Origin of the sequence: Acinetobacter sp. DSM 11652 (assembly GCF_900109815.1) — a bacterium.
Taxonomy (GTDB): Bacteria; Pseudomonadota; Gammaproteobacteria; order Pseudomonadales; family Moraxellaceae; genus Acinetobacter.
Genome location: NZ_FOBK01000005.1, coordinates 93412 through 116892 on the forward strand (window position 1 = coordinate 93412; position 23481 = coordinate 116892).

The 23481-nt window shown below is 39.0% G+C and carries 24 protein-coding genes, 3 tRNA genes and 1 pseudogene; 20 read left to right on the top strand and 8 right to left on the bottom strand.

Annotation, left to right across the window (positions count from 1 at the left end; all coding sequences use genetic code 11):
* Window positions 1-139 precede the first annotated feature (139 nt).
* The 4 genes and pseudogenes from BMW42_RS06670 to rluD form a co-directional block, all read right to left on the bottom strand.
* Window positions 140-1402: a hypothetical protein gene (locus BMW42_RS06670; RefSeq protein ID WP_228143100.1), complete on the bottom strand. Its 1263-nt coding sequence runs from the start codon at window positions 1400-1402 to the stop codon at window positions 140-142.
* 294 nt (window positions 1403-1696) lie between these two features.
* Window positions 1697-2258 (bottom strand): annotated as a pseudogene (locus BMW42_RS06675) (flavodoxin family protein).
* 29 nt (window positions 2259-2287) lie between these two features.
* Complete coding sequence (gene pgeF, locus BMW42_RS06680; RefSeq protein WP_035269301.1) at window positions 2288-3037, bottom strand: peptidoglycan editing factor PgeF; 750 nt, start codon at window positions 3035-3037, stop codon at window positions 2288-2290.
* 17 nt (window positions 3038-3054) lie between these two features.
* Entirely contained in the window at window positions 3055-4107 is a 1053-nt protein-coding gene (gene rluD, locus BMW42_RS06685; RefSeq protein WP_035269298.1) for a 23S rRNA pseudouridine(1911/1915/1917) synthase RluD, read from the bottom strand.
* A gap of 71 nt (window positions 4108-4178) precedes the next feature.
* On the opposite strand from rluD, the gene BMW42_RS06690 reads away from it, so the two are divergent.
* Together BMW42_RS06690 and BMW42_RS06695 are read left to right on the top strand one after the other, a co-directional pair.
* The gene (locus BMW42_RS06690; RefSeq protein ID WP_035269296.1) at window positions 4179-5195 is read left to right on the top strand and encodes an outer membrane protein assembly factor BamD; all 1017 of its coding nucleotides are present in this window, start codon (window positions 4179-4181) and stop codon (window positions 5193-5195) included.
* A gap of 129 nt (window positions 5196-5324) precedes the next feature.
* Window positions 5325-7220 (top strand): DNA primase, encoded by a 1896-nt coding sequence (locus BMW42_RS06695; protein WP_092766839.1) that lies wholly within the window; start codon window positions 5325-5327, stop codon window positions 7218-7220.
* 23 nt (window positions 7221-7243) lie between these two features.
* Here the strand turns inward: BMW42_RS06695 and hemA are convergent, their stop codons facing one another.
* On the bottom strand, window positions 7244-8527 hold the full coding sequence (gene hemA, locus BMW42_RS06700; protein WP_092766840.1) for a glutamyl-tRNA reductase: 1284 nt from the start codon (window positions 8525-8527) through the stop codon (window positions 7244-7246).
* Window positions 8528-8603: 76 nt separating this feature from the next.
* Between hemA and BMW42_RS06705 the strand changes: the two genes are divergently transcribed.
* The 10 genes from BMW42_RS06705 (at window position 8604) to panD (ending at window position 14613) form a co-directional block, all read left to right on the top strand.
* Entirely contained in the window at window positions 8604-10316 is a 1713-nt protein-coding gene (locus BMW42_RS06705; protein ID WP_213032607.1) for a tetratricopeptide repeat protein, read from the top strand.
* A gap of 6 nt (window positions 10317-10322) precedes the next feature.
* Complete coding sequence (gene lolB / locus BMW42_RS06710; RefSeq protein WP_092766842.1) at window positions 10323-10907, top strand: lipoprotein insertase outer membrane protein LolB; 585 nt, start codon at window positions 10323-10325, stop codon at window positions 10905-10907.
* Window positions 10908-10919: 12 nt separating this feature from the next.
* A complete protein-coding gene (ispE, locus tag BMW42_RS06715) occupies window positions 10920-11750 on the top strand; it encodes a 4-(cytidine 5'-diphospho)-2-C-methyl-D-erythritol kinase (protein ID WP_035269285.1) in 831 nt (276 codons plus the stop codon).
* Window positions 11751-11755: 5 nt separating this feature from the next.
* A tRNA-Gln gene (locus tag BMW42_RS06720) sits at window positions 11756-11830 on the top strand.
* 31 nt (window positions 11831-11861) lie between these two features.
* A tRNA-Gln gene (locus tag BMW42_RS06725) sits at window positions 11862-11936 on the top strand.
* A gap of 91 nt (window positions 11937-12027) precedes the next feature.
* Window positions 12028-12102: transfer RNA gene (locus BMW42_RS06730), tRNA-Gln, on the top strand.
* Between the two features lie 36 nt (window positions 12103-12138).
* On the top strand, window positions 12139-13092 hold the full coding sequence (locus BMW42_RS06735; protein WP_035269283.1) for a ribose-phosphate pyrophosphokinase: 954 nt from the start codon (window positions 12139-12141) through the stop codon (window positions 13090-13092).
* 98 nt (window positions 13093-13190) lie between these two features.
* Window positions 13191-13487, top strand: a complete 297-nt coding sequence (rplY, locus tag BMW42_RS06740) for a 50S ribosomal protein L25 (protein ID WP_035269282.1) — start codon at window positions 13191-13193, stop codon at window positions 13485-13487.
* 19 nt (window positions 13488-13506) lie between these two features.
* A complete protein-coding gene (gene pth, locus BMW42_RS06745; RefSeq protein WP_035269278.1) occupies window positions 13507-14085 on the top strand; it encodes an aminoacyl-tRNA hydrolase in 579 nt (192 codons plus the stop codon).
* Window positions 14086-14232: 147 nt separating this feature from the next.
* On the top strand, window positions 14233-14613 hold the full coding sequence (gene panD / locus BMW42_RS06750; RefSeq protein ID WP_035269276.1) for an aspartate 1-decarboxylase: 381 nt from the start codon (window positions 14233-14235) through the stop codon (window positions 14611-14613).
* 58 nt (window positions 14614-14671) lie between these two features.
* Here panD and BMW42_RS06755 read toward each other — a convergent pair whose 3' ends face one another.
* The gene (locus BMW42_RS06755) at window positions 14672-15178 is read right to left on the bottom strand and encodes a DUF1289 domain-containing protein (RefSeq protein WP_171260688.1); all 507 of its coding nucleotides are present in this window, start codon (window positions 15176-15178) and stop codon (window positions 14672-14674) included.
* Between the two features lie 91 nt (window positions 15179-15269).
* Here BMW42_RS06755 and BMW42_RS06760 point away from each other — a divergent pair, with 91 nt between their 5' ends.
* The 3 genes from BMW42_RS06760 to BMW42_RS06770 all read left to right on the top strand — a co-directional run bounded on the left by BMW42_RS06760 (window position 15270) and on the right by BMW42_RS06770 (window position 17415).
* Window positions 15270-16202: an oxygen-dependent tRNA uridine(34) hydroxylase TrhO gene (locus BMW42_RS06760; RefSeq protein WP_035270894.1), complete on the top strand. Its 933-nt coding sequence runs from the start codon at window positions 15270-15272 to the stop codon at window positions 16200-16202.
* Window positions 16203-16397: 195 nt separating this feature from the next.
* A complete protein-coding gene (locus BMW42_RS06765) occupies window positions 16398-16739 on the top strand; it encodes a hypothetical protein (protein WP_092766843.1) in 342 nt (113 codons plus the stop codon).
* 67 nt (window positions 16740-16806) lie between these two features.
* A complete protein-coding gene (locus BMW42_RS06770; RefSeq protein ID WP_228143094.1) occupies window positions 16807-17415 on the top strand; it encodes a DedA family protein in 609 nt (202 codons plus the stop codon).
* A 26-nt stretch (window positions 17416-17441) separates the two neighbouring features.
* On the opposite strand, the gene BMW42_RS06775 is transcribed toward BMW42_RS06770, so the two are convergent.
* Together BMW42_RS06775 and BMW42_RS06780 are read right to left on the bottom strand one after the other, a co-directional pair.
* Window positions 17442-17966 (bottom strand): YecA/YgfB family protein, encoded by a 525-nt coding sequence (locus BMW42_RS06775; RefSeq protein WP_092766844.1) that lies wholly within the window; start codon window positions 17964-17966, stop codon window positions 17442-17444.
* Between the two features lie 66 nt (window positions 17967-18032).
* On the bottom strand, window positions 18033-18239 hold the full coding sequence (locus tag BMW42_RS06780) for a PA3496 family putative envelope integrity protein (RefSeq protein ID WP_092766845.1): 207 nt from the start codon (window positions 18237-18239) through the stop codon (window positions 18033-18035).
* A gap of 297 nt (window positions 18240-18536) precedes the next feature.
* Here BMW42_RS06780 and rpoD point away from each other — a divergent pair, with 297 nt between their 5' ends.
* The 5 genes from rpoD (at window position 18537) to BMW42_RS06805 (ending at window position 23473) form a co-directional block, all read left to right on the top strand.
* Window positions 18537-20474 carry an RNA polymerase sigma factor RpoD gene (gene rpoD, locus BMW42_RS06785; protein ID WP_228133303.1) on the top strand — a complete coding sequence of 646 codons (1938 nt, stop codon included), beginning with the start codon at window positions 18537-18539 and terminating at the stop codon, window positions 20472-20474.
* A 127-nt stretch (window positions 20475-20601) separates the two neighbouring features.
* Window positions 20602-20889 carry a YbeD family protein gene (locus tag BMW42_RS06790; protein WP_092766921.1) on the top strand — a complete coding sequence of 96 codons (288 nt, stop codon included), beginning with the start codon at window positions 20602-20604 and terminating at the stop codon, window positions 20887-20889.
* Between the two features lie 129 nt (window positions 20890-21018).
* The gene (gene lipB / locus BMW42_RS06795; RefSeq protein WP_092766846.1) at window positions 21019-21675 is read left to right on the top strand and encodes a lipoyl(octanoyl) transferase LipB; all 657 of its coding nucleotides are present in this window, start codon (window positions 21019-21021) and stop codon (window positions 21673-21675) included.
* Window positions 21676-21752: 77 nt separating this feature from the next.
* On the top strand, window positions 21753-22286 hold the full coding sequence (locus tag BMW42_RS06800; protein WP_092766847.1) for a hypothetical protein: 534 nt from the start codon (window positions 21753-21755) through the stop codon (window positions 22284-22286).
* Between the two features lie 2 nt (window positions 22287-22288).
* The gene (locus tag BMW42_RS06805; RefSeq protein WP_092766848.1) at window positions 22289-23473 is read left to right on the top strand and encodes an iron-containing alcohol dehydrogenase; all 1185 of its coding nucleotides are present in this window, start codon (window positions 22289-22291) and stop codon (window positions 23471-23473) included.
* Window positions 23474-23481: the final 8 nt, after the last annotated feature.

The window sequence follows — 23481 nt, forward strand, 5'->3', positions numbered from 1 at the left end:
TAACGAATTGAAATAGAGAAATAATAATAAAATTGAATATTTTTAGAGACTTACATCACAATCAACAGTATTAATATGTGATGTAAATAATCATTTATCCGATGAAATGCGAACTCAAAAACTCAAGTACATCACCTATTTAACAGAATCTTAAATTTCCATAACAGTTTGGAGCAAAGGTTTGATTTTTTAGTTGCAAGTCTTTTAATGGAAAATTCACACTTGTATTCGGTAAATTGACATTACCTACACCTAACTTATCCCCAAAAAGACAATTCAAGACAGTACATTCGATGGGATTTCGAGTAATGTATTCACCAATAGGTCCAACCACTTGTTTTAATACATCATTAGTAATATCAATACGTTTCTCAGGTGTAACATCCCCAATATCAATTGAATCATTAAATGCCATCCACCAACCTTGCTTTGCGGCAACATCAGCATTTGGCCACCAGACCTCACTATTTTGTAGAGAAAGTGAAAATGGGTTGTTGAGCATGATTTTATGGATAAAGCCTAGGTTTTGATCAACAGTAATATTGGCTTTTAAACCTGTAATATTTCCAGTCACTTCTTTTTGTAAATTTAATAACCCAAGAGATACATTTAAGGAAGCCTTTAAATCACCATCAAAGTACAGTGGATTGATATGCGCGATACCACTTAACCTTGCAGAGTTTATTCGAGTGCCAGATATCACAGCACCATTCAGTGTTAATGGAGCTGAGGTTTCTTGTAACGCGAGGTTGTAATCATCAGATTTAAATCCTAATGGAATCCCTAAACATCCCAAGATTGGTATACAAATGTTTGGCTTTACTCTCCCATCGATCGTTAAATTAGTATCGCTATAGGACATATTACGAGCATTGGTATAAGCCATACCTTGGGTCGGATTAATTTTTAAATAACCACTGAGTGAGTTAATGCCATTCGGTTTGTCAGAGTTTTCATCACCAAGCGTCAGCAAACCTAATACTTTTTCAGCACTGAGACGCAATCCAACGACTTCTCGCGTTGATGCCGATGTTGGATTTTTTACCGCAAACTCTAAAAATGGATTGGTTAACTTGGCTGAAGAACCTGCACGACCTTCTCTGGTGTCTGACACACCACTCAAACTCAGATTTTCAATATCAATGTCACATCCACCTGCTCCATTAATACCACCACAGCCAAGTTGTAAATGCTTAATATTTGCATTGAGCTCTATATCTGCTTCCATTCCGAGTTTATAAAAGCCAACGCCTTTACCTCGCATATTGTTTGCCCCATCATTGGGATCGATATAACTCATACTTAATAAAGCTTGACCAGAAATGTCAGACAACTCCCGATCGTCCAATTTTTCCAGGGTTGTTTGAGCGTGCACCAGTGGTGATAACATGAGAACAAACATTAAAACAGCTGAATTGAACCCAATATTTTTTGAAGTGTAGGTCATGAATGACTCCAAACCTTGTAATTTTTAGGCAACCAAGTCCAATGGCGCACGTTTTTTATTCGATGATTAATTATAATTATTTTTAAAATTTAATGTGAAATATTTAACACTATTTTGTAATTAATTGATCAGCTCTTTGTCTGAATAAACAATTATAAATTTAATTTCAACAACCTAGTTAACTTCACTTCATTTCATCATTACATTTCAAGCGAGCAATAAATAATTAAATTAGATGAAAATGATTTTTTAATCCATGCAATTTAACCTGAATACGGTATTCGCTAAATGTTCACCAAACCATGTGGCCGTTTCAATATCCCCACTCGGAGGTGTTACCTCCACAGGCGCATTATCAGACTGCGTCATGAGTCCCCAAAAAACTAGACATACGATTGAGATCTTGATGCGATCTACCTGTAGACATTAGCGGTAGTACAGACCAAATCATGCCATGTTGCATTGCAAAAAGATTGATATGCTGAAGCACAGCCAACTTATATCCACTTAATCCTCCACCATTTGTGAAACCAGCTGCCAATTTGCCCTGCTATGTTCTCGCTAGCCAACGCTTTGAAGATTGCTCCATAAATAATTTCAACGCTGAGGTTAGACTTCCCATATAAGTAGGACAGCCAAATACAATAGATTCAGCTTGATCAAGCAACTCCCAGTTCACGTCTGTAACATTGATGAGCAATACCTCAATATTGAGTTTTTGTGCACCAATGGCGATATGTTCGGCGACTTTCTGAGTGTGACCAAATGGGCTGTGATAAACGATAGCGATGCTTTTACGAAATTTGGTCATGGTATGAAACTTTGAAAAATCAAATGAGTTTATTGATTACTGTGCATAAATACGAATGTTGCCATGCGACCAGTTTTGGAATTACGGCGATGAGAATAATATGTTTGATCCTCCGTGTAACTGCACCGCTCACCTCCAAGAACCTGTTCCACCCCTAAACTTTTCAATATATGGCGAGCAATCGCATACAGATCTGCGTAATACTTACCCTCTAGATCTCCCTTTTGAAATGCTGAACTTAATTCTGGAATCCTATCGCAGAATGTGTGCATTACTTCTTCACCCACTTCAAAGCATGGCTGACTAATTGCCGCACCTAACCACGCCCAAGAGGGTTGAGTGCTCATGGCATTGACTGTATTTTCAATAATGCCATTTGCCAATCCTCGCCAACCCGCATGCAAATTAGCGACTTCAGTACCATCTTTGTTACCGAGAACCACCGGTAAACAATCTGCCGTCATCATCATTAATGCATGTTGTTTTTGCTGTGTCACTAAACCATCGCCATTTAGGGCGTGTAAGCTCATGTCATCATTTACAACGTGACAGATTGTACTGTGCGTTTGGTTCATCCAAGTTAATCGATTCACCCCATAGACTGAAAAGTCATTTAACAAGCTCATTCTATGCCGATGAACACGTTCTGGTTGATCATTTACATGCAACGCCAAGTTAAAACCTTCTAAATCAGTCTGTGGTGTTTTCAGTGCGTGAGGGTGACTCAATTCTGTTTGTCCTACCACGACACCTTTGGGCAAACCTTGCACAATTTGCATGTAAACTTTCCTTTAATTTAGTAAGCCTTATTTTCCGTACGAAGAGTCTCAAGTAATGCTGTGAAATCTTCAGGCCATGGTGCTTCAAACATCATTTCTTCACCTGTCCGTGGATGTACTAACCCCAATTTTGATGCATGAAGTGCTTGACGTCTAAACTCTCGTAAATGAGTAGCAAGTTTTTCCGAAGCACCCGCAGGTACTTTGACACGACTGACATACACTGGATCACCGACCAAAGGAAAACCAATATAAGTGAAATGAACACGAATCTGATGAGTACGTCCAGTTTCTAATTGTGCTTGAACACGTGTGAAATTTTGGAATCTTTCTTTCACATTATAGTGAGTCACGGCATCACGACCACCTGGTAAGATCGCCATTTTTACACGATCTACAGGATGACGTTTAATCGGCTCATCAATTTTACCGCCTGCAATAATATTGCCATAACAAATTAAATCATAAATTCGATAAACTGATTTTTTCGCTAACTGTTTACTTAAGGAAAATTGAGCTTCTAAATTTTTAGCTACAACCAAGAGACCACTAGTATCTTTATCGATACGGTGTACTAGACCAGCTCGAGATAATTCTGCTGATTTAGGAAAATGATACAACAGTGCATTAACCAAAGTACCATTCGGGTTTCCTGCGCCAGGATGTACAACCATCCCCACTGGCTTGTTAATGACTAAGATGTCATCATCTTCATAAATAATATCTAAAGGGATATTTTCAGGTTGACTGGTGACTTGGGCTTCAAGCTCTACATCAAGCGTGAGTAGCTCATTCCCTTCACTTTTATATTTTGGTTTCACAACTTGACCATTTACCAACAAATGACCATCCTTCAACCATTGTTTCAATTTTTCACGCGAAAATTCGTTCCAAGCGAGCGCAGCAACTTGGTCTATTCGCTGACCAAGAGAACTCTCATCCACTTGAAATTGCAACGATAAACGTGTTGCAGTTGGGGCTGAAGTATGGTTATCTGCATCCTCAGAATCTTCAAGTAAATTGATGTCGATTTCTGGGAAATTAGAATTAGAAGTTTGTGCTGAAGTCATTTGCTCATTCGGACAAAAGTGGTTTAATAGTGCAATTGTAGCCTATTGCCCGTATAAACAGAGGAATTTTTATGTCGCTACCACGTTATAAAGTTACGATGCTTGCTTTATCGCTAGGCTTAGCAGCAACATTTGTGGGCTGTAGTAGTAATCCCAAGAAGGATGTTGTAGATACTGGACCTAAATCAACCGAACAATCTTATTTCGATAAAGCACAAAAAGCATTAGATCGTGGTCAATATAGCGATGCAGCACAATCATTAGAAGCAATTGAAACTTATTACCCTACAGGTCAATATACTCAACAAGCTCAACTCGATCTTTTATATGCTCGTTTTCAACAAAAAGACTATGAAGCTGTTATTGCGCTAGCAGACCGTTTTATTCGTTTAAATCCTCAACATCCTAATGTTGATTATGCTTACTATGTTCGTGGTGTGGCGAATATGGAGCAAAACTATGATGGTCTCATCCGCTATACATCACTCCAACAGGCTCATCGTGATGTCAGCTATTTAAAAGTTGCATATCAAAATTTTGTTGATTTCATTCGTCGTTTCCCAAGTAGTCAGTATGCTGTAGATGCTGCTCAGCGCATGAAATTTATTGGTCAAGAACTTGCTGAAAGTGAAATGAATGCGGCTCGCTTTAACTTAAAGCGTAAAGCTTGGCTTGCAGCAGTTGAGCGTGGACAATGGGTTATGGAACATTTCCCTCAAACACCTCAAGTACCAGAAGCGCTTGCAACGATTGCTTACGGATACGATAAACTCGGTGACAAGGCAACATCTCAACAATACGTTGAAGTGCTAAAGCTAAACTACCCTCATCTTGTGAAGTCTAATGGTGAGGTCGATTTACGCGCAGCACGTAAAGATGGAAGTTGGTTAAATCGTGCAACCTTGGGTATTTTAGGTCGTGAAGCACGCAGCCAAACAACGGCAGAAGTATCAGCAGAGCAATCTGACAACACCAATACACAACCCGGTTTATTGAATCGCTTAAGCTTTGGCTTGCTTGGTAATAAAGATCACAATGTGGAAAGTGCGCCAGCAAATGAAAGTATGTACGACCCACAGCGTCAATAATCCATTCTTACGAATCAAAAAAGGTGGGATTACCCACCTTTTTTATTGCATGGCTTTATTTATCGTCTTAAGTGTTTAGGATAGACTTAATTCAATCACTTTATTCCTCATTCTTTTGGCTTTTTAATTATGGCAATTCCACAACATACGATTGATCAAATTTTAGATCGAACTGACATCGTCGATCTTATTGGCCAACGTGTGAAATTAAAAAAGTCAGGTCGTACCTATTCAGGCTGTTGTCCTTTTCATCAAGAGAAAACACCTTCTTTTCACGTCTACCGTGATAAGCAATATTTCCACTGTTTCGGTTGCCAAGCCAATGGAAATGCAATTCGCTTTATGATGGATATTGATAATCGCAATTTCATCGAGGTGATTAAAGACCTGGCAAGCCAAACCGGTATCGAATTACCTAAAGACAATCAAGACAATAAAAAACTCTCATACAAGAGAGAACCTATTAAACCTAACCAAGAAAAGCAACCGCAGGCACCCATTGAAGCAGATGCAGCAGAAATCATTTCTCCGCCTACTTCAGCTTTTGATGTAGATCCTTTTGAAGCATTTCAAAACTATGAATTCGATGAGTATCAATTTAATACAGATGACTTGAATTCAGTTGAGGTCGCACCTGAAGGTAATTTATACGATCTTCTTGAAAATGTTGCTTTATTTTATGAAAAACAACTTCCAAATAGCCAAATTGCGCAACAGTATTTTCAGCGACGCGGACTAAGTGATACCACGATTAAGTATTGGCGATTAGGTTATGCCCCAGAAGATTGGCAACATCTTGAAAAAGCATTTCCGCAAGATATTGAAGGATTAAAACTACTCGGTTTGATCAGAACCAGTGATTCTGGTCGTGATTTTGATCTACTACGAGAACGTGTCATTTTTCCTATACGTGATGCAAAAGGTCGCGTTGTCGGATTTGGTGGACGAGCATTGAATGACGAGATCAAACCCAAATATATCAACTCGCCAGACTCTGAAGTTTTCCATAAAAACCAACTACTCTATGGCTTATATGAAGGTCGTAAGCTCAAAGCCAATCATTGGTTAATGGTTGAAGGTTACATGGATGTCATCGCATTACAGCAAGCTGGCATTCCTGGCGCAGTTGCCACCTTGGGGACGGCGAGCAATGCTGATCATTTGAATCTATTATTTAAACAAAACAATCAGTTAACTATTGCTTTTGATGGTGATTCGGCTGGTCAAAAAGCAGCTCGACGCACTTTAGAAATTGCACTTCCCCTCTTAAATGATGGTCGTGAACTGAAATTTTTTATTCTACCTGCGGAGCATGATCCTGACTCATTAGTTCGTAAGGAAGGTGTTGAAACTTTCAATCGACTTTGGCAACAATCACCACTCTTATCTGAGTTTGCTTTTTCACTGCTCAGTCAACAATATCAAATCAATACACCTGAAGGTAAAAGTCAGGTCATGGCTGAGCTAAATCAACTCACCAATCTGATGCCTAAGCAAGGTTCGTATCGCTATTTGATTCGTCAATATTTCAAAGAAAAATTAGGATTCAATAAAAAGTGGCAACCTCAAGTGAGTCTTGACGCTTCATTATCATTTAATATTCGCACACGAGATGAAGATTTCGCAGTCGCAATGTTAATGTACCATCCATTTCTTTATATTCATTTTGAAGTATTACGTGCAGTGATTCCTGAAGATGAATTGCTTGCAAAAGTATTAAAAATTTTTAATGTCATTTTTGATGACCTGCCAGACGACCAAGAGCTAGCGAGTTATTATATTTTGGGTGCTTGTAGCCCATTTCATCATGAACTCTCTGAGATTTTAAAACGTACCAATATTCAAACACTCACTGAAGCCCCTGAAATGGCTGATAAACTTGCCTCAGAATACTCGCTTTCACTTCAAGAAAAATATCTGAGAATCAAATTTAAAGCAGCAAAATCATTAAACGAGTCTAAAAACTTAAGACAACAACTGAATGAGCTAACCAAAAAAATTGGACTACGCTTACTACATGAATAAATAAAAGCGGTCAGTGACCGCTTTTATTTTTTTAGTTTTCGCTGAGCACTAAAAATATCTTCTAAATGTTCTTTAATCGTTTCATAGACATCAGGATTTTCATCTTTAGCGACTTCTCTGAGTAAGATGGATGTAGGATGTAATAGCTTTTGCGTCAAACGATGCGCCATTTCCTGCATGACAATGGCTGCATCATCGCCAGAGGCTAAACGATCTAATGCATGGTTTAATTCAAATGCTTTAACTTCTTCTCCATGAGCCCGATACTCACTAATAATCGCTCCAGCTTGTGAAACTTTCTGCTGAGTCACCAATTGTGTTGCTAATTGGTTGACCATCACTTCAGCTTCAACAGCGGCTTGGCGTCGCTGCGCTAAGTTTTCGTCAATGACACCTTGAAGATCGTCCACCCCATAAAGGTAAACACCATCCAAACTTTCAACCTTAGACTCAATATCGCGAGGAACAGCCAAATCGACCATCAACATTTGACGGTAACGACGTTTTTTGAGTGCTGACTTAACATCTTGATAGGAAATGACCTGATGTAAACTTCCTGTACAACTTGAAATCACATCAGCGCGATGTAAATTTTGAGCTAAATCCACAAAAGGAATAATTTCTACCGCAACACGATGTGATATTTCTTGCGCCAAAATTTCCGCCCGTTCCTGACCACGGTTACAAATTAAAATTTTAGCAACGCCCATTTCAGCCAAGTGCTTTGCAACCAAGCTATTCATTTCACCTGCTGCAACCACCATGACGGTTAATTGTTCAGGCTTACTAAAAACTTGTAGTGCTAACTGTGCTACCGCATAACCCATGGATACAGCATGACTACCGACCGCTGTTTCTGAACGCACTTTCTTAGCAGCATAAAATGCATATTCGAAAATACGATTTAAATTTTGTGAAACAACTTCAGACTCTTTTGCTAAATTAAGTGCAGACTTAACTTGCCCCATAATCTGAGGCTCTCCAAGCATGAGTGAATCTAATCCTGATGCAACACGCATCAAATGTGTCACAGCATCTGTATTTTCATAACGGTAAATATGATTTTGTAATTGTTTTACATCAATGCCATTTTTTTGAGCGAGCCAATCTAATACCATGTCCGCATTATCGGCGATGGCGTAGACTTCAGTACGATTACAGGTTGACACCACAACCATATCGTTCAGCTGGTCATGGTGACTTTGTTCAGTCAACAATAGTTTTAACTTTTCAGGGTTAAAAGCAACTTGCTCTCGTAATTCAACTGAGGCTGTTTGATGGTTGACACCCAATGCAAAGAAAGACATATCAGATCATCAATTCGCTAAATTTATGCTATTGTGCAATAACGGTGTCATAAAAAGCAGTACTTGGATAAAAAAATTGCGTCAAACAATGAGCCGCACAACCGGCATAACAATTCGACAGTATTCTACCACACTCTTGTTAGTGAGTAGCATGACTTACAGTGCTCATATTAGAGCATCTGGAGAATTTTACCATGCCAATTTAAATCATAAAGTTTTACAACAGGCGATGGTTGCAGAATTTGCTTTAGCTGCACATGACACACCGACTGCTTTACACAACTATACCGTACTTGCAATCCAAACCAGTTCAACAGCTTTAAAACAACGTGCACTTAACGTTGCACTCGAACAAAACGACTTACAAGCCGCTTTAGATATTGCAACCCATTGGGTCGTGCAAGAACCCAAAGATGTACCTGCAAAATTCTATCTTGCGCATATCGCATTAAAGTCACACGAATATGAACTTGCTGCTGATGTGCTCGATGATATTTTAAATTTAGATCCTGAATCAGATTTAGAACAAATTCTTGAAGGAATTTCTCCGGAATCCCCTGAGGATCGAGCATATTTATTAAACACTTTGCGTAATAGTAAAACGCGTAACAATCCTTCAATTCTCGTTTTGATTGCGAGTTTACAAGCACAAAATAATGAAATCGAAAATGCCTTAATTACTTTAAATAAAGCATTAAAAAAACGCCCCAAATCAACAGGGTTTATCTTACTGAAAGCCAACTTACTCATGGCTTTAGGCGACGAAGAAGAGACGCTAAAATGGTTTGAAAAAAGTGCTCGTAAAAATCGTAATAATTTAGAGCTCAGTCTGGCTGAAATCCGCTACTTAATTAAACTGAATAAAAATGAACAGGCGTTAAGCAAATTAAAACGCATCATAAAAAAATGGCCTGATTCGGAAGAAGCTCTTTTTATCGCAGGTCTAACCTCAATTGATCTCAAAGAATATGAGCTTGCTGAACAGTATTTGGTCGAACTACGTGCATCTGGACAGTATCAAAATGATGCTTATTTTTATTTGGCATTAAATGCTGAACGAAAACAACATTTTGAAACAGCTAAAGCTTATTATCGACTTGTAGATGGTAATTTATATATGGTTTCTAGACGAAATCTAATTTCAATCTATGACAAACAAAATCGCTTAAGTGATGCGCTGCGCTTTCTGACTCAGGAACGGGTGAATTACCCCCAACATGCGAGTTTCTTATATCAAGCACAAGCTGAAATACTCAAAAAAATGGGCAATAACAAAGCTGCCTTGGGCTTACTCAAAGAAGCGGCTAAAAACTTAACTGATGACCCTGAAATTTTATATTCTCAAGTCTTATTACTTGATCCATTTACGGATCGCGATCAATTAGATGAATTGCTTAAAAAATTACTCACGATCGAACCCAATAGTCCAACATATCTGAATGCGTATGCATATACTCTGGCGTTGCAAAATCGTCGTTTAGATGAGGCGAGACAATATGCCAAACAAGCTTTAGACAATGCCCCAGAACAAGCATCTATCTTAGATACCTTAGGCTATATCTGCTTTCTTCAAAACGATTTTGACACTTCCACCCGTGTACTTGCGAAAGCATATCAACTCAGCCAAAGTCCAAATATCGGCATTCGATATGCTAAATCGCTTTATATGCTGGGTTCACTGGAAGAATTTAGCCAAGTGTTACATCAACTCCATAAAAATCATCCAAATCATCCTCAATTGGATCAACTCGATAGTTTATTGTTGCCACAAAATATCAAAAAGAGTTAATACTGTATGATCTTAAATTTAAAATCATTATTGCTGATTGCCACAAGTAGTGCGCTTCTTGGGTTAACTGGCTGTCAAGCAATTCAAACTCAACCATCACCGCCAACAACGCAAAACCTTGAACAATCAAATCAATTTAATCTTCAGGGTAAAATTGGCGTTAAGACCCCCAAGCAATCAGGCAGTGCTTTTTTTACTTGGCAACAGCAAGATGAACAGTTTGATATCGAGTTAAGCGGAATTCTTGGAGTCGGTAAAACTCAAATCTCAGGTCAACCTGGTCAAGTGACACTGAACAGTGCCAAAACTGGTGAAATTACAGCCAACTCACCTGAAGAGTTATTGTTTCGTGCAACAGGTTGGGAAGCACCAATTACTTATTTAGTCGATTGGGTACAAGCTAAGCAAGCGACTGAAGAAGCTGAAATTCAAAAAGACGAATCGATGCGAATCAGTGAAATTAAAGAACAAGGTTGGCATATTCAATTATCTTACAACGGTCAATCTACACAACCAAACCGTTTGATTTTAAAGCAACAACTTGAAGATGGAACTGAAAATCGTATTACAATGGTAATTCAAAATCGTTAAGTTTGATTATTTATGATTCGTGTACCCTCCCCTGCAAAACTGAATTTGTTTTTACACATTACGGGGCGCCGTGAAAATGGTTACCATGAGTTGCAAACTATTTTTCAGTTGATAGATCTTTGTGATTGGATGGAATTTACTCCAATCTCTAACCAATCTATCTCCATTTCAGGCCTATCAGAAGTAAGTCTTGAACAAAATTTGATTTATCGTGCAATGATGATGCTGAAACCCTATGCCAAAAGTGAAAAATTAGGCATTCATGTCAACATCGAAAAAAATATACCGATGGGTGCAGGACTCGGTGGTGGCTCTTCAAATGCGGCTACCGCGTTATTAATCATGAATCAACTTTGGCAATGTGGCTTAAATCGTGATCAATTAGCAGAAATTGGTGTACAACTGGGTGCTGATGTTCCCATCTTCATCCATGGTCGTAATGCATGGGCAGAAGGTATTGGTGAACACTTAACATTCATAGACTTAGATCAAAAACAATACATTGTGTTAAAACCTGACTGTTTTATCAGCACTCAACTGCTTTTTTCACAAAAATCGTTGACAAGAGACACGAAGACCTCTAAATTTTGCGCCTATCAGATAAAGCCATCTGATTTCAGAAATAACTTTGAACCTCTGGCAAGAAGTCTATATGCTGAAGTCGATGAAGCAATGCAATATTTAGATCAGTTCGGTGTTGCAAAACTTACAGGTACAGGTGCTTGTGTTTTTACTGAAGTAACGACTGAAATGAACATTGATGACATTCTTGCTCATTCACCTTGTAAAGCTTACTTAGTGAATAGTTTAGAACAATCACCATTGAATCAAATCATCGTTTAAATGATAGGGGCGTCGCCAAGTGGTAAGGCAGCGGGTTTTGATCTCGCCATCCGTTGGTTCGAATCCAGCCGCCCCTGCCATCATTTTCACCTGTAAGATGTATCGTGTTTTAGGGGCGTCGCCAAGTGGTAAGGCAGCGGGTTTTGATCTCGCCATCCGTTGGTTCGAATCCAGCCGCCCCTGCCAATTTAGTTCAAAAAGACAGAACATTGGTATCATGAGTTGAGTCAAACAATCTTGACAAACCCATATAAAACCATTAAAGTTCTGCCGCATTAGGGGCGTCGCCAAGTGGTAAGGCAGCGGGTTTTGATCTCGCCATCCGTTGGTTCGAATCCAGCCGCCCCTGCCATCTCATTCTATACATTTCAACCGCCAAGGGTGCTTCATGCCCAATCTTGTCGTTTTTAGTGGAACTGCGCATCCACAATTCGCCCAAAAAGTCGTTAGCCACTTGCATATCCCTCTAGGTGCTGCATCTGTAGGTCAATTCTCTGATGGTGAAATCGCTGTCGAAATCACTGAGAATGTCCGTGGTAAAGACGTATTCATCGTTCAGCCTACTTGTGCTCCAACTAATGATAACCTTATGGAAATCTTAGTAATGGCAGATGCATTGCGTCGTGCAAGTGCTGGTCGTATCACTGCTGTGATTCCTTATTTCGGTTATGCTCGCCAAGACCGTCGTCCTCGTTCTTCACGTGTTCCAATTACTGCAAAAGTGGTAGCAGATATGCTAACAACTGTAGGTATTGACCGTGTTGTGATGATCGATCTTCATGCTGACCAAATTCAAGGTTTCTTCGACATCCCTGTAGACAACATTTACGGTACGCCAGCGCTTTTAGCTGACTTACGTCAACAGTCTCATGACAACCTTATGGTTGTTTCGCCAGACGTTGGTGGTGTTGTTCGTGCTCGTGCTGTTGCGAAACAAATGGGCGATATCGATTTAGCTATCATCGACAAACGTCGTCAAAAAGCAAATGAATCACAAGTGATGCATTTGATTGGTGATGTTAAAGATCGCGACTGTGTGATCGTTGATGACATGGTTGATACAGCTGGTACTTTATGTAAAGCCGCTGATGCATTGAAGACTTTTGGTGCGCGTCGTGTCGTAGCATATGCTACTCACCCTGTTTTATCTGGTAAAGCGATCGAGAATTTGAAAAACTCTGTTATCGACGAACTTGTTGTGACAGATACAATTCCGCTTTCAGAAGAGGCTTTAGCTCTTGGTAAGATTCGCCAAGTTTCAGTTGCGAGTATGGTTGCTGAAACAATTCGTCGTATTAACAACGAAGAATCTATTAGCGCAATGTTTGATTCTTATCTATAATAGAGCGCTAAAATTTTAAAGCCCTGCCTTTTGGTAGGGCTTTCTATCACTAGATCGGTCGCAGATCTAGTTCACTTAACTTAAATAGGATGTCTCTCATGGCAAACTTCGTATTAAATGCAGTAGCACGTGAAGAAGCAGTACAAGGGAAAGGTGCGAGCCGCCGCCTTCGTCTTCAATCTAAAGTTCCTGCTATCATCTATGGTGGTGATGCTGCACCTGTAGCAATTACACTTGAGCTTCGTCAGCTTGTTAAATACTTAGAAGATAACGCTTTCTTTGAAGAAGTAATTGAAATTGATGTTGATGGTAAAGTTGAAAGCGTTAAAATCCAAGCTTTACAACGTCACCCAGCTAAAAACACTCCAATGCACGCTGACTTCAAACGCGCATAAGTGTTGATGGTGTAAATTAGTGTCTCATATTTCACTGATTGTTGGTTTGGGCAACCCTGGTAAAGAGTATGCTCAAACCCGCCATAATGCAGGCTTCTGGTATGTAGAACGTCTTGCAGAACAATATGGCATAACACTTAAAAATGACCCTAAGTTTAATGGATTAAGTGGTCGCGGTAATGTAGAAGGACAAGATGTTCGACTTTTATTACCTTCAACCTTTATGAACCGTTCTGGTCAAAGTGTTGTACCCTTCGCAAAATTCTACCAAATCTCTCCAGAAGCAATGCTTATTGCTCACGATGAACTTGATATGGATCCAGGTATCATTCGCCTCAAAACGGGTGGTGGTCATGGTGGTCATAACGGTTTACGTGACATTGTTCCTCATACTGGCCCTAACTTCCATCGTTTACGTATTGGAATTGGACACCCTGGATCAAAAGACCGTGTATCAGGTCATGTTCTAGGTAAAGCACCCTCAAGTGAACAAACGCTCATTGACGATGCAATTCATCACGCACTAAGTCGTACAAAATTATTAGTGAATGGTGAAATTCAGCAGGCAATGAATCAAATAAATGCCTACAAGCCGTAGTTGATAAATTTAATTTTTGTTCAACAATTTTTCTTGCCACGATGAAAATTTGAGGGCAAAATGCGCTTTCAAATGCTTCACCCAAATTAAAAAACTGTTGTTTCTAGATAATAAAACAATCTTAGAACAACTCAGGAGACGCTTCCCATGCTATCTCGTTTATTAAAAGCTAAAATCCACCGTGCAGTTGTAACACAAGCTGAACTTCATTATGAAGGTTCATGTGCAATTGATGGTGTATTACTAGATTTAGCTGGTATTCGTGAATATGAAGAAATTCATATTTGGAATGTAACTAATGGCAAGCGTTTTACAACTTACGCAATCCGTGGTGAAGAAAACTCAGGCATTATTTCTGTAAATGGTGGTGCTGCTCACCAAGCAGATTTAGGTGACATTATTATTATCGCGACTTTCGGTGATTTTACTGTTGCAGAAGCTGATGCACATAAACCACGTTTGGTTTATGCAAATCCAGATAACACTGTGAATCACACAGCAAATTGTATTCCTGTCCAAGTTGCTTAATGATTGATTAAAAACTCGCTTACTTGAGCGAGTTTTTTTATAACAAATTATCATAGAATTACTCTTCATCCACCAACTGCAAGCTCTGGCTAATCCCATCTGCTCTTAACCAAGCTAATTCATAACTGGCATTCGCCAAAGCTAGAACCCGACGTTCAAACTCAGTCCAGATCGGTTTAACATGTGGAGCTGAAATACCTAAACCACTCTGCTCTGCTAAATGCTTGTTTTTTTCGCAAATTTTAAGCGCATGATATAATTTTCGGCCTTTTGAAGCATTCTCCAATACTCGGATTCTTTTTGATTCAATGAATTTTTCCACCTCTGAAAGTTGAGCATGAGGAAGCATTGGAACCAAAATTTGATCCAGTTGTTGATCTAAACGCTTCCAAATACTCAGTCGTTGTTCTTCATTATAAGTATTCCATTGAATCACTTCATGATTAAAACGTCGACAACCACGACATACCGCATCACCAAACACTGTTGAACAACGTCCCGCACATGGTGTTAATGAAGGGATTCGACGCGCTGTATTCAAAATATTTTCCTCATATACAACCATAAATTTTCTATGGCTTTCTCGCATATTTTCAAAAATCGCGTTAGAATACGCGCCTGATTTTATCCCTATATTAATACATTTGGAGTACTCCATGAACGCTACTGTAGAACAGCTTGCACCTGTAGAACAGCAAGCGACCACTGGTTGGGTTGTTGCGGCACTTTATCAATTTAAAGAAGTTGAAGATTCTCTAGCACTTCAACAAAAATTACTTGAGTTGGTAAAAACCATCAACCTATGCGGTACTCTTATTGTTGCCCATGAAGGGATTAACGGAACAGTTGCAGGTGACCGCCATGCAATTGATGTCATTCATCAATTCCTTTTAAATGAAGGATTTAATGACATGGAATATAAAGAGTCACACAGTGACGAAAAACCATTCCGTAAAATGAAAATCAAACATAAAAAAGAAATCGTGACTTTAGGTGTTCCAGTGAAACCACGCGACTTGGTTGGTCACTATCTAGACCCTAAAGAATGGAACGAACTCATTGCACGTGATGACGTGATCTTAGTCGATACAAGAAATGATTACGAATACAAAGCAGGCACATTCAAAGGGGCAATTGATCCAAAAACTGAAACGTTCCGCGAATTCCCTGAATATGTAAAAAACAATCTTGAACAGCATAAAGATAAAAAGATTGCCATGTTTTGTACAGGCGGGATTCGTTGTGAAAAATCAACTTCACTACTTCTTCAAGAAGGCTTTAAAGAGGTATATCACCTCAAAGGTGGTATTCTTAAATATTTAGAAGAAACCCCTCCTGAAGAAAGTTTATGGGAAGGTGAATGCTTTGTTTTTGATGGTCGTACTGCGGTTACACACGGAGTGGAAGAAGGTCAAAATGTGAAGTGCCATGCTTGTGGTTGGCCATTAACCCCTGAAGAAGTAGCATTACCAAGTTACGAACATGGCGTATCATGTGTTTATTGTATCGATAAAACAACAGAAAAGCAGAAAGAGGGATTCCGTATGCGCCAGTCTCAGATTATTGCTGCAAAACGTAAACGCCTATAAATAAAAAATATTTTATTTAACTTACAAAAGCGTTGTCTACATTACAGTGTAGATGACGCTTTTTACATTGAACAAACAAAATTTCAATTCTGATATATCACCATTACAAAGTTATTTTATAACAACACAAAACACATGAAGTCATTCAGATAAATTTAATACGAAGGAAATAAATTTAGCTCAAGGATGAAAGTCATGAATCGAGTGCCATTCAAATATCTTCCTGTTCAACGAAATTTTGCTCACCATAATCATTTAGATCGTGTATCGGCTGTACCGACACATTTAAAATTTATATATATCGACTCACATAATTCTGATGTTAAATTGCATATACGTAACCAATCCCATTATTTTATCGTAACATTAGGTGCTTGTATCGGCGCAATTATTGCTTTAGCAATCGGTTTTCAGATGAGAGATTCAATGACTCTTGTCTTCATCATCAGCATAGCTCCCCTTCTCGTTAGCTATATCCTACGAGAAGTCTATGTTCATACACTTATACAAATTCAACATCCTGAATTAATGCATTAACTTAATTTCACTGTATTTTTTCCTAAAAACATCTAGCATAGGTTTAACTTTAAAATACAAATCACTTATGAAAGATTGGATCATTTCAGTGATGGAGCAATTGGGCTATTTCGGCATTGCTCTATTGATGTTTCTCGATAATGTGTTTCCACCTATACCCTCAGAGATTATTATGCCTTCAGCTGGCTATACCGCTTCTCAGGGTCAATTACTTTTGATCGGTGTCATTATTTCAGGAAGTATAGGTTCGCTCTTAGCTGCCGCTACGCTGTATTGGTTAGGACGTAAGATCTCTGATCAAAAGCTCTATGCATTCGTTGATAAATATGGAAAGTATTTATTTATTAAAGTAGCTGATGTTGATAAATCATTAGAATGGTTTGAAAGATATGGACATCGAATCGTTTTTTTTGGACGTATGGTTCCAGCAGTACGATCTCTGATTAGCATACCTGCAGGCATGAGCAAAATGCCTTTTGCAAAGTTTATGTTTTATAGTGGTTTAGGCACGATTATATGGACCACCTTTTTAGCATATGTGGGTTATTTTTTTGGAAATAATACTGAAATGATGCACAAAATATTTAGCCAAGTCAGCTATCTAATTATTGCTATTGTGATCAGCATAATCATTTGGATTGTGTACCGCAGACAAAAAAGAAAGCACTCAAAATAAAAAAAGCACCTTACGGTGCTTTTTAATTAGTTCGGCGTGTGATACATCAAATACAATTCATTCAAGTTATCTGGAATTTCTTCTGCAAGCTCATCCATCAATTGACCGTTACGGCGGAAAGACTCCATTTGAGGATCTTCTTCATCAACTCCACTAAACACCATGATTGGCAGAGTGAGATCAACCAATTGCTCTTCAAACTCAGGTGTGAACCATGCATCTTCATTTAAGAACATTGCATCGACAAAGCCTACACTCCAATCCCCAAGGCTTGACTCTACATCTGCTTCTTCAATTTCAAAAGGAAATTCAATACCTTCTTCATTGGCAAGTTTTTGACGTAAATCTTCTAACCAAAGTTTAATTTGAGCTACGATCTCTGCAGGCACTTTCTTTTGATTATTGTCAAATAACTCATCCAACCAACGATCAAATTGAGGACCTACAGCTGTCGCACACAAAAAACCATGAGTTGCAGCAAAATCTAGACCATACTCATTTTGGTCGCCATCTAAGTAGTCACTTAACAAGTCTAAATCTAATGCACTCATTGTATTTCCAAAGGTTGTATCTTAATTCCGTAGAATAACATTTTAGATCAGGATACCCAATCTAATTTAGTCTTCATCATCGTCGAAATCATCATCGTCAAAATCATATTCAAGATCTTTCAATTCACGATCTAAACGACGCTGTGCAAGTAAGTCATCAATCAAGCGACGCTTTTCTAATGATTCTTTGGCGCTAATTTTGCTCGTAGTTTCATCAAAACTAACATCATCATCACCGTAGTTATCATCTAGTTCAAAATCTGTAGAAGACACTAAAACTACCTCATGTGTGAAAAAATGAATGGGGCTAGGCGCTATTTATCTTTGTTCAGAATACTTGTCAAGTTTTATTTTATTTTTCGCTGATATTTATACAAATTTTAGTTTTTTTTGGACAAAAAAATATGTCATTATTTAATCAAGGATTAAATCCTTATTGCTGGTTTAAAATAAAAAGCATGATGTGCTTGAAATGAACAATTTTGACCCAATATTGACTTAAACAACTTAATTCATTGGTTTTCAAAACCAATTATACTGAGTTAATACGATACTAAAGATAAGTTAATTGTGCTAGAATGCACGGTTTTTCCCCGCCACAGATTCAACGAGAAGAGAGCAAAGATGAGCGATATGCATTCCCCTACTTCACAAGTAGCGGCTCTGATTAGCCGAGGCAAAGAACAAGGTTACTTAACCTACGCTGAGGTTAACGATCATCTCCCAGACTCGATCACTGAAAGCGAACAGATTGAAGATATCATTCAGATGCTTCAAGACGTCGGTATTCCTGTACACGAACGTGCGCCAGAATCTGACGATGCAATGTTTGATGGTAGTAGCGCAGAAACGACTGACGAAGTTGCTGAAGAAGAAGCAGCTGCAGTTTTAGCATCTGTAGAAAATGAGCCTGGTCGTACAACTGACCCTGTTCGTATGTATATGCGAGAAATGGGAACAGTTGAACTGTTGACTCGTGAAGGCGAAATTCAGATTGCAAAACGTATCGAAGAAGGTATTCGTGACGTTTTAAACTCAATTGCTTATTGGCCAAATGCGGTTGAAGTTGTATTACAAGAATATAAAGATTACGAAACTGGCGAGCGTCGTTTAGCCGATATCCTTTCAGGCTATTTAGATCCAGAGTCTGATGAAGAAATTCCAGAAGTTTTAGAAGAAGTTGATGCTGATCTTGAAGAAGAAACAGAGACTAAACCAACTAAAGATGTAAAACTTGATGACGATGATGAAGAAGAGTCTGAAAGTGATGATGATTCTGAGGGTGATTCAGGTCCAGACCCTGAAATCGCAAAAGTGCGTTTTGCAGAGTTAGAAGCTGCGTGGAATGCGACTAAAGATGCGATCGCAAAACATGGTCGTAACAGTAAAGAAGGTAAAGCAGCTCTTGAGTCGCTCGCAACCGTCTTTATGATGTTTAAGTTCACACCACGTTTGTTTGACATCATTTCTGAAATGATTCGTGGCACGCATGAACAAATTCGTACAGCAGAACGTGAAGTAATGCGCTACGCAGTTCGTCGTGGTCGTATGGATCGTACTCAATTCCGTACAACGTTCCCTGGTCAAGAATCAAACCCAGCTTGGTTAGATGAGCAAATTGCTAAAGCCACTGCTGACCAAAAACCATACTTAGAGAAAGTACGCCCTGACGTTCTTGCTTTCCAACAAAAAATCGCTGATATCGAAAAAGATCTAGACCTTACTGTACGTGAAATTAAAGATATTTCTAAACGTATGGCGATTGGTGAAGCAAAAGCACGTCGTGCTAAAAAAGAAATGGTTGAGGCGAACTTACGTTTGGTCATCTCCATTGCGAAAAAATATACCAACCGTGGTTTACAGTTCCTCGATCTGATTCAGGAAGGTAACATTGGCTTGATGAAAGCCGTAGATAAGTTTGAATACCGTCGTGGTTATAAGTTCTCGACTTATGCAACTTGGTGGATTCGTCAGGCGATTACACGTTCAATTGCTGACCAAGCACGTACGATTCGTATCCCTGTACATATGATTGAAACCATTAACAAGATCAACCGCGTATCTCGTCAATTGCTTCAAGAAATGGGACGTGAACCTACGCCTGAAGAGTTAGGTGAACGCCTTGAAATGGATGAAGTCAAAGTTCGTAAAGTGCTTAAGATCGCTAAAGAACCAATTTCGATGGAGACACCGATCGGTGATGATGAAGACTCACATCTTGGTGACTTCATTGAAGATGGTAACATCACTTCACCAGTTGATGCTGCAACTTCAGAAGGCTTGAAAGAAGCAACACGTGAGGTACTTGAAAACCTCACTGAACGTGAAGCTAAAGTCTTGAAGATGCGTTTTGGTATTGATATGCCGACGGACCACACGTTGGAAGAAGTTGGTAAACAGTTTGATGTAACACGCGAACGTATTCGACAGATCGAAGCAAAAGCGTTACGTAAATTACGTCATCCATCGCGTTCTGAACATTTACGCTCGTTCCTTGAGAATGACTAATCTATCCATAGGATAATACAGGCTTGAATATGGGGGACACTCCCCCATAATATAAAGCATGTAGCAAATAATTCTAAATACCTGCGCCTAGCAGGTATTTTTACTAATGAGGTGTCCTATGACTGACATGATCGATCGCACTCCATCACGCGAACTACAAGAACATCTTTGGGTGTTTCCGATGGATTATCCAATTAAATTGATTGGTCTTGCAGGTGAGGATTTACGCAAAGCCGTGAATGACATTTTTGTTAAACATTTCCCTGATTTTGATGGGAATGCAATGAAAGTGACACCATCGCGTACAGGCAAGTATCATTCAATTACTGCGCAACTTCGTTTTGAAGAGCTTGAGCAAGTACATCAAGTATATGCAGACTTGGCTGCTTGCCCTTTAATTAAAACTGCACTTTAATAAAAAAACACGCTTCATGCGTGTTTTTTTATGTTTGTTAATTATTCATCAAGTATGTGCCTAGGTCACACTTAATTCAACAATATTGTCTATAATAAAACTCATTTTTGAATGTGAGCCTTAACCTCCGTGGATGTCAAAACCAAACCTCAATTGATTATTCGTCACTATACCCAAACCACTTCTTATGAAGATCGCTTCCAAGAAATGAAGCTGATGACAGAACAGCGTGACGAACAAACAGCAGATGAATTTTGGATTTTGCAGCACAATTCTGTGCTTACCCAAGGACAAGCTGGCAAACCAGAACATATATTAGTGCCTAGCCATATCCCAGTTGTTCAAACTGATCGTGGTGGACAAGTCACTTGGCATGGTCCAGGACAATTAGTTGCATATTTTATGTTTGATTTAAATCGATTAGGCTGGAATGTCCGTACTTTAGTCAGCTATGCAGAAAATGTCATGATCGATTTATTAAAAAAATACGGTATCGAAGCTTATGCTAAACCAGATGCACCTGGTGTTTATGTTGATGGTAGAAAAATTGGATCTCTGGGCTTTAAAATCCGAAAAGGTCGCAGTTATCATGGACTCTCACTTAATATAGATTGTGACCTGGAAGGCTTCCAAACTATTAATCCATGTGGTTATGCAGGTCTTGAAATGGTCAGAATCTCTGATTTGATAAATCCCTACCCAAGTTTTGATATGTTAGTTCAAGACCTCATAGCCTATCTCGAAAAAAGTGACCTGTTCAGTCAAATTATCGTGAATGATCATTAAAACTCCTTTACTTTGTCATTAGATAATTTTAGAGTATTTACTCTAAATTATAAAACTATGTGATAAGGGACAAGTGAGTGATTTCTATTAACTCTGTAAAGCCCGCGCTAGAACAAGCTTATGTCAAACTCATGCTTGACGTGATTGGCAGAGGCTTAGCGATGGCAAGTCAAGTCGATGAAGAAATAAAACAGGAAATTGCTAAATTTCCTGTCGGCTTCACGATTTCAATGGACGTTTTCAACAGTGATGCAGCATTTATTGCACAAGTGAATCCACAACATCAACTTGTCTTAATCGACCATGCATCAAAAAAACCTGATTTAACGATTACCTTTAAACATATGCATCATGCTTTTTTGGTATTTTCTTTCCAAGTAAGTACTGCACAAGCATTTGCAAATGACCGTATGATTGCTGATGGCGATTTAGGTCATGCAATACGTTTAGTGCGTTGTCTGAATAAAATGGAAGCCCTTATTCTTCCAAAATTAGTCGCTGAACTTGCAGTCAAAGAATATCCGGACAATCTGTCATTAAAAGAAAAATTGACAGGTGCAGCAAATATTTATCTCAAAGTAGCTCAGTCATATATTAAAGGGAGTGCTTAAGCATGGCTAAACCATATTATGAATTTTTCTGTCCAGTTAAAGTGATTGCTGGTAATGCTGCGCTTGAACACATTCCATTTGAGCTAGATTCAATGGGTTCAAAAAAACCACTCATCATCACAGACAAAGGCGTACGTGCCAATGGTCTACTTGAACCAGTGGAAGCTGCTTTTGCAGCGACAGAAGTAAAAATTGGCTCAATTTTTGATGAAGTTCCACCGGACTCAAGTTTAGAAACAGTAAAAGCCGTGACTGAGATGTATCGTAACAATCAATGCGATGCCATCATTGCAATTGGGGGTGGTTCAGTCATCGACACAGCAAAAGCTGCCAATATTCTCGTCTCCGAAGGAGGCGATGATCTGCTGAAATATTCAGGAGCTCACAACCTACCTCGCCCATTAAAGCCTTTTTTTGTTATCCCAACAACATCAGGTACAGGCTCTGAAGTCACGATGGTTGCTGTGGTTTCAGATACAGCGAATAATCAAAAAATAGCATTTGCTTCAAAATATTTAATGCCTAGTGCTGCAATTTTAGATCCACGTATGACTTTAACATTACCTCCACACCTGACAGCAATGACAGGAATGGATGCAATGACACATGCAGTTGAGGCCTATACGTGTTTGGCAGCGAATCCTATCAGTGATGCTTACGCTACTGCTGCAATTAAAAAAATTAGTGAAAACTTGTTTAGAGTTTTGGAAAATCCAAAAAATGCTGATGCCCGTTTAGAACTTGCTCAAGCATCAACCATGGCTGGAATTGCATTCTCAAATGCAATGGTCGGTATTGTTCACTCCCTTGGACACGCTCTAGGTGCAGTTGCTCACTTACCACATGGTTTGTGCATGAACTTATTCCTCCCTTATGTGCTCGATTACAACAAGGATGTGAATGGCGATAAGATTGCTGACCTGTTACTACCGCTTGCAGGTACTGATATCTATGCACAGACACCAGCAAATCAACGTGCAGATAAAGCTATTGCGATTATCAACACAATGCGTGATCGCATTTATGATTTAACTAAACTGCCACGTACATTACGTGAGACAGGCAAAGTTACGCAATCTCAATTAGATGAAGTTGCCGAAAAAGCGTTAAATGACGGATCTATCATTTTCAACCCTAAAGAAGCGACATTAAAAGATTTGAAATCTATCTTAGAAAAAGCTTGGTAATTTTCTCA

Coding starts and splice junctions, on each gene's coding strand:
- BMW42_RS06770 (WP_228143094.1), top strand. CDS start 16,807: ATGAAAGATTGGATCATTTCAGTGATGGAGCAATTGGGCTATTTCGGC.
- rluD (WP_035269298.1), bottom strand. CDS start 4,107: ATGACTTCAGCACAAACTTCTAATTCTAATTTCCCAGAAATCGACATC.
- hemA (WP_092766840.1), bottom strand. CDS start 8,527: ATGTCTTTCTTTGCATTGGGTGTCAACCATCAAACAGCCTCAGTTGAA.
- BMW42_RS06790 (WP_092766921.1), top strand. CDS start 20,602: ATGATCGATCGCACTCCATCACGCGAACTACAAGAACATCTTTGGGTG.
- BMW42_RS06760 (WP_035270894.1), top strand. CDS start 15,270: ATGAACGCTACTGTAGAACAGCTTGCACCTGTAGAACAGCAAGCGACC.
- BMW42_RS06775 (WP_092766844.1), bottom strand. CDS start 17,966: ATGAGTGCATTAGATTTAGACTTGTTAAGTGACTACTTAGATGGCGAC.
- BMW42_RS06755 (WP_171260688.1), bottom strand. CDS start 15,178: ATGGTTGTATATGAGGAAAATATTTTGAATACAGCGCGTCGAATCCCT.
- BMW42_RS06765 (WP_092766843.1), top strand. CDS start 16,398: ATGAATCGAGTGCCATTCAAATATCTTCCTGTTCAACGAAATTTTGCT.
- BMW42_RS06690 (WP_035269296.1), top strand. CDS start 4,179: ATGTCGCTACCACGTTATAAAGTTACGATGCTTGCTTTATCGCTAGGC.
- rplY (WP_035269282.1), top strand. CDS start 13,191: ATGGCAAACTTCGTATTAAATGCAGTAGCACGTGAAGAAGCAGTACAA.
- BMW42_RS06735 (WP_035269283.1), top strand. CDS start 12,139: ATGCCCAATCTTGTCGTTTTTAGTGGAACTGCGCATCCACAATTCGCC.
- ispE (WP_035269285.1), top strand. CDS start 10,920: ATGATTCGTGTACCCTCCCCTGCAAAACTGAATTTGTTTTTACACATT.
- BMW42_RS06695 (WP_092766839.1), top strand. CDS start 5,325: ATGGCAATTCCACAACATACGATTGATCAAATTTTAGATCGAACTGAC.
- pgeF (WP_035269301.1), bottom strand. CDS start 3,037: ATGCAAATTGTGCAAGGTTTGCCCAAAGGTGTCGTGGTAGGACAAACA.
- BMW42_RS06670 (WP_228143100.1), bottom strand. CDS start 1,402: ATGTTTGTTCTCATGTTATCACCACTGGTGCACGCTCAAACAACCCTG.
- panD (WP_035269276.1), top strand. CDS start 14,233: ATGCTATCTCGTTTATTAAAAGCTAAAATCCACCGTGCAGTTGTAACA.
- BMW42_RS06805 (WP_092766848.1), top strand. CDS start 22,289: ATGGCTAAACCATATTATGAATTTTTCTGTCCAGTTAAAGTGATTGCT.
- lolB (WP_092766842.1), top strand. CDS start 10,323: ATGATCTTAAATTTAAAATCATTATTGCTGATTGCCACAAGTAGTGCG.